This is a genomic window from Ruminococcus sp. AM31-15AC (assembly GCF_003462045.1).
Classification (GTDB): Bacteria; Bacillota; Clostridia; order Oscillospirales; family Ruminococcaceae; genus Hominimerdicola; species Hominimerdicola aceti.
On sequence record NZ_QTYG01000088.1, the window covers coordinates 1 to 4,439 of the forward strand.

The window sequence follows — 4,439 nt, forward strand, 5'->3', positions numbered from 1 at the left end:
AAGATTTCTGATTATATAGGCTGTATGAGCCAAGCTAATGTAAATTATGTAATTAAACATAATCCAGAGGTGGATTCATCGGTTGTAGAAACATAATCCAGAGGTGGATTCATCGGTTGTAGAAATATGTCCCAATTGTGTTGAAGTAATTGATAAAAGTGTCGCGTGGGATAAAAGGATATCTATAAGACAAAAATATGCTATACCTTTAAATAAAAAAGTGTTTATTTATGGAGGTAATTTAGGTAAACCCCAGGGTATTTCTTTTTTAATCGAATGCTTAAAAAGTCAGGAAAAAAATGAAGAAGCCTTTTTCTTGATTGTTGGATCAGGAACAGAGTATTCCAAATTAGAGAAATATATCAGTGAGTGTAATCCTATAAATGTTAAATTGATGCAGCGCCTTCCGAAAGAAGATTATGATACGATGGTTGGTGCATGTGATGTTGGTATGATATTTCTAGATCATAGATTTACAATTCCCAATTTTCCAAGTCGTCTTTTGAGTTATATGCAGGCGAAAATTCCTGTCTTGGCATGTACAGATCCTAATACAGATATAGGAAGAATCATAGAAGAAGCTGGATTTGGATGTTGGTGCAAAAGTAATGATGTTGGCAAATTTGACAAGTGTGTAAAAAATTTAATGAACATAGAGCAAGTTGCTGATAAAGAATGGACTTATTTAAATCAACATTATTCGGCGGAAAAAGGATATCAAATAATAATGAAACACTTTATAGATCTATAAAGTGTGTAAGAAAATTAATGGAGAAAAAATGGATATAAAAAGAATGTTAGCTAAAGGGATTAGAATCGTTTTTAATCCAGCAGCGTTAACAAATAGTAAAGTGAATACTAAGGCTAAAATTTGTTCTGGTACGCAAATGAATAATTCTAGTATAGATAGATACTCATATTGTGGTCATGACTGTTTCCTTTTAAACTGTAAAATAGGTGCATTTGTTTCAATAGCAGATAATTGTCGTTTAGGCGGGGCAATGCATCCAATAGAGAGAGTATCATCATCTCCTGTATTTCATAAGGGAAGAAATATTTTAAAAAAGAACTTTGTTGAATTTGATACAGTTTCTGACAAAGATATAGTTATAAATTCTGATATATGGATTGGAGCAGGAGTAACAGTTTTATCCGGAGTAACAATTGGAGTAGGAGCTGTTGTAGGAGCTGGAAGTGTTGTAACTCATGATATCCCCCCATATGAAATATGGGCAGGAAACCCAGCAAAAAAAATTAGGAATAGGTTTGACGAGAAAGTAACCGAAGATCTACTAAAAACAAAATGGTGGGAATGGGACGATGAAAAAATAGAAAAATATGCTTATTTGTTTGATAAACCACTGAAATTTATTGAAAAATTTAAGGAGACCAGCTATGAAAAGTCAATAGAAAAAGAAGAAGATTAACAGAAAGTTCAAAAGGGGCAAAAAGGATGTCCACCCTAAAAAGATAAAGGCGAAAAATTTAAACGAGAGCGAAAGTAATATTATCATTAAGGAGCTTAAAGATAACCCTCACAAGCTTGTGAGCGGTATGTCCCAAAGCAGAATAATGAGAATTGCCCTGAGCTACTTTAGAATCATAATAACGCTTGAATGTGTCGTTGTTTAAAGAAACGTTCCACGCTGCATTTATGAGAGCATAGCGGAGTATCTTTGAACCGCGCTTGGACATTCTTGTACGCTTTGCGTTGAACTTGCCCGACTGATTGATGACAGGGTCAAGTCCTGCATAAGCAAGCAACTATGAAGAATCAGAAAAGCGTTTAATGTCACCGATTTCGCCAAGTATCATAGCACCATTGAGCTTACCAATACCCGGAACGGTCATGATAACCGAATCAAGCTCGTCCATAGCTGTTTCAATAACCGTTTCAAGCTCATTTAACTGGCTTTCAATTAACTCAATCTGAGCAATGGTTTGGGTTATTTGAATAGATATGTAGGTGTTCTTCACACCAACGGACGATTTTGCAAGACTTTTGAGGGACTCAGCGTCCTGCTTACCGAAGCGACCTCTGGAAGCTTTGGTAAGAATGTTACTTAGTTTTGTTAAGTGTAAAGCAGCAATGTCGTCCGGTGAAGAATACACCTTAAGAAGCTCATAACAGGATTTGATGTGCAGACCGGATTTAAAGAAGTACTGAAGCTCCGGAAAGATAACATCAACGTAAGAAGTGAGCTGAATTTTAAGTCGTGCTTTGGACTTTTTCAGATTCTGACGAAAACGGCAGAGGGACTTTAGCTTTAAGGTTTTGATGTCGTTTTCAGTATAACGTCTGAATGAGTTGACCATCAATGTTTTGCAGATAAGCAAAGAATCCACCTTGTCGGTTTTAGTCTTGCGAATGCCTGTTTTACGCATAGCGGCGGTCTGAACTGGATTGATGACAGCAAGCTCATATCCGCAGCCGTGCAGAAAAAAGATAACATTTTCTGCATAGTGTGCAGTTGATTCAAGCCCGATGAGAAGATTTGATTTGTCGAGTGAATCAAGCTTTGATTTAAGGAGCTTAAAGCCTTCGTGGTTGTTTGAAAAAGAAAAGGGTTCAATAACAATAACGCCGTCCGAATCAACTGCTGCGGCAACGTGAGTTTCCTTTGCAATATCAATTCCAACATAAATCATAAGTTTTACCTGCCTTGTAAAATTATTGGTACTGTTTTCGTGCCACTTAGTTTTATTCCCGTAAACTTGCGTGAGATTAAAATTCTTTGACTTATCCAGCTATAAACATTGTAAATAAAACTGTGGCTTTACACTCCTTATAGTAGTCGAGCTACAGAAAAAAATCAAAAGTCCACAGCACCTGTTTTATTATACCACATTTTTGGAAAGGAGAGTATGATTTAGGCTTTACTATATCATACAAGAATTAAAATGAGAATATTAATGATAACCTCAGTTTATAAGGATGAATCTATGGGGTATCGAGATACATCAACTAATATTGTTAATTCATTTGTAAAAGAATGGGTGAGACAAGGTCATGAAGTACTAGTTATTCATAACGCCCATTGTTATCCTAAAATTGTTCATAAAATTCCAGGTGGTTTAAAAAAGAAAATGGCAGGAAAAATGGGATTTGCAATTTCTGATTATGATGCGGTTAAAGAGAAAGAATATATAGATAATGGAGCAAAAGTTATAAGAATACCTATAAGAAAATATATACCTCATTCACAGCCAAGTGATAGAGCTATCAAAAAACAGATAAACAAAGTAGTTTCTGTTTTAAAAAAAGAAAAATTTATACCAGATGTAATAACGGGACATTGGGCAAGTCCGCAGATGGAAATTATTTCTGAATTAAAATCAATATATCATTGTAAAACTGCAGTAGTTTTGCATGGTACAGATTATATTTCTTCATCTAAATATAACTCCCAAAAATATCTTAAAGGAATCGATAGGCTGGGTGTAAGATCACTTTCGCAAGCAAAACAAGTAAAAAAATTACTTCAATTGGATGCATTACCATTTGTATGTAATTCAGGTGTGCCAGATGAATATTTGCAAGATTATAGCTTGAATTTAGAAAAATTCAAAGATATAAAAAAATGGAAGATAACGTATGTTGGCAGATTGGTATCATATAAGAATGTTGATGCTACAATTCGAGCTTTGGCAGACATTCGAGATATAGATTGGGAATTTAACATTGTAGGTGAAGGTGCATCACGTGCAAAATTAGAAGAATTGGCACAAAAACTGGATTGCCTTGATAAAATTCATTTTTGGGGCCGGGTCTCAAGAGATAAAGTTATGAAAATTCTTGAAGATACACATATTTTTGTAATGATTAGTACAAATGAAATATTTGGATTAGTATATCTTGAAGCTATGGCAGCCAGTTGTTTGACTATTGCATCTAAAGACGGTGGAGTAGATGGTATTATTTTAAATAATGATAACGGATTTTTATGCTGTGAAGGAAATGATAAAGAATTAAAGGAAATAGTAGAAACAATAACAAAATATGATAATAACGTGTTGAAACAAATTATTAAGCGTGGGTATGAAACGGTCAAGGAATATTCTGACTATAATGTGGCAAAAAAATATTTGGATGATGTATGCAATTGGAAAAGCTAAAAGAGAAAAAGTTTTGTGAAAGGAACAAGTGTAATGGCAAAAGGACAATTTGAAAAGGTATATAGAAAAGAAAACAAAATGTTTATATATTTAGTTGCTCTTGCATGCTTTTTATCCAATATTTCTCAACTTCCATTGTTGGTTTCTGCCGGGATGACTCAAAAATTGAATATGCCTATTTGGATTGTACTATTGCTATATCTTTTTTTGAAAAAAAAGATTAGATTTTTTTTATAGTACATTTAAAATGTTTTTTGCAATAGGAGTTGTGTTTATACTAATAGTTTTATCATCTATTTTGACTTATAATGCTTATCTTTCAT

The 4,439-nt window shown here is 33.9% G+C and carries 3 protein-coding genes and 1 pseudogene; 3 read left to right on the forward strand and 1 reads right to left on the reverse strand.

What is annotated here, in order from left to right:
* The first annotated feature begins 103 nt into the window (after positions 1-103).
* Together DW793_RS13745 and DW793_RS15735 are read left to right on the forward strand one after the other, a co-directional pair.
* Complete coding sequence (locus DW793_RS13745) at positions 104-751, forward strand: glycosyltransferase (protein WP_252969904.1); 648 nt, start codon at positions 104-106, stop codon at positions 749-751.
* Positions 752-779: 28 nt separating this feature from the next.
* On the forward strand, positions 780-1,427 hold the full coding sequence (locus tag DW793_RS15735; protein ID WP_147342222.1) for a CatB-related O-acetyltransferase: 648 nt from the start codon (positions 780-782) through the stop codon (positions 1,425-1,427).
* A gap of 58 nt (positions 1,428-1,485) precedes the next feature.
* Here the strand turns inward: DW793_RS15735 and DW793_RS13755 are convergent.
* Positions 1,486-2,649: pseudogene (locus DW793_RS13755) on the reverse strand (IS110 family transposase).
* Positions 2,650-2,913: 264 nt separating this feature from the next.
* Here DW793_RS13755 and DW793_RS13760 point away from each other — a divergent pair.
* Entirely contained in the window at positions 2,914-4,116 is a 1,203-nt protein-coding gene (locus DW793_RS13760; protein ID WP_181988387.1) for a glycosyltransferase family 4 protein, read from the forward strand.
* Positions 4,117-4,439: the final 323 nt, after the last annotated feature.

Coding starts and splice junctions, on each gene's coding strand:
- DW793_RS15735 (WP_147342222.1), top strand. CDS start 780: ATGGATATAAAAAGAATGTTAGCTAAAGGGATTAGAATCGTTTTTAAT.
- DW793_RS13760 (WP_181988387.1), top strand. CDS start 2,914: ATGATAACCTCAGTTTATAAGGATGAATCTATGGGGTATCGAGATACA.